The organism is Clostridioides sp. ES-S-0049-02 (assembly GCF_020658465.1).
Lineage (GTDB): Bacteria > Bacillota > Clostridia > Peptostreptococcales > Peptostreptococcaceae > Clostridioides.
Genome location: NZ_JACVWG010000068.1, coordinates 1 through 368, shown reverse-complemented (window position 1 = coordinate 368; position 368 = coordinate 1). Strand labels below are relative to the sequence as shown.

Genomic DNA, 368 nt, shown 5'->3' with positions numbered 1-368 from the left:
CGGTGGTTCGAATCCACCATCCTCCACCAAAAAAATGCGCGGATGTGGCGGAATTGGCAGACGCACTAGACTTAGGATCTAGCGCCATTGGCGTGGGGGTTCGACTCCCTTCATCCGCACCATTTTTATTTAATTTAATAAACGAGCGGGAATAGTTCAGTGGTAGAGCGCAACCTTGCCAAGGTTGAAGTCGCGAGTTCGAATCTCGTTTCCCGCTCCAAATTTATGTTTATATTGCAATGTGGGTGCATAGCTCAGCTGGATAGAGCAACGCCCTTCTAAGGCGTGTGTCCGGGGTTCGAATCCCTGTGCGCTCACCACATATATATTGGGGATTAGCCAAGTCGGTAAGGCACATGACTTTGACT

3 tRNA genes are annotated in these 368 nt (G+C 49.5%); all 3 read left to right on the top strand.

Features of this window, described 5'->3' with window-relative positions:
• Positions 1-38 precede the first annotated feature (38 nt).
• The 3 genes from IC213_RS20670 to IC213_RS20660 all read left to right on the top strand — a co-directional run bounded on the left by IC213_RS20670 (position 39) and on the right by IC213_RS20660 (position 320).
• Positions 39-122 (top strand) — tRNA-Leu (locus tag IC213_RS20670).
• A 23-nt stretch (positions 123-145) separates the two neighbouring features.
• Positions 146-220, top strand: a tRNA-Gly gene (locus IC213_RS20665).
• Positions 221-243: 23 nt separating this feature from the next.
• A tRNA-Arg gene (locus IC213_RS20660) sits at positions 244-320 on the top strand.
• Positions 321-368: the final 48 nt, after the last annotated feature.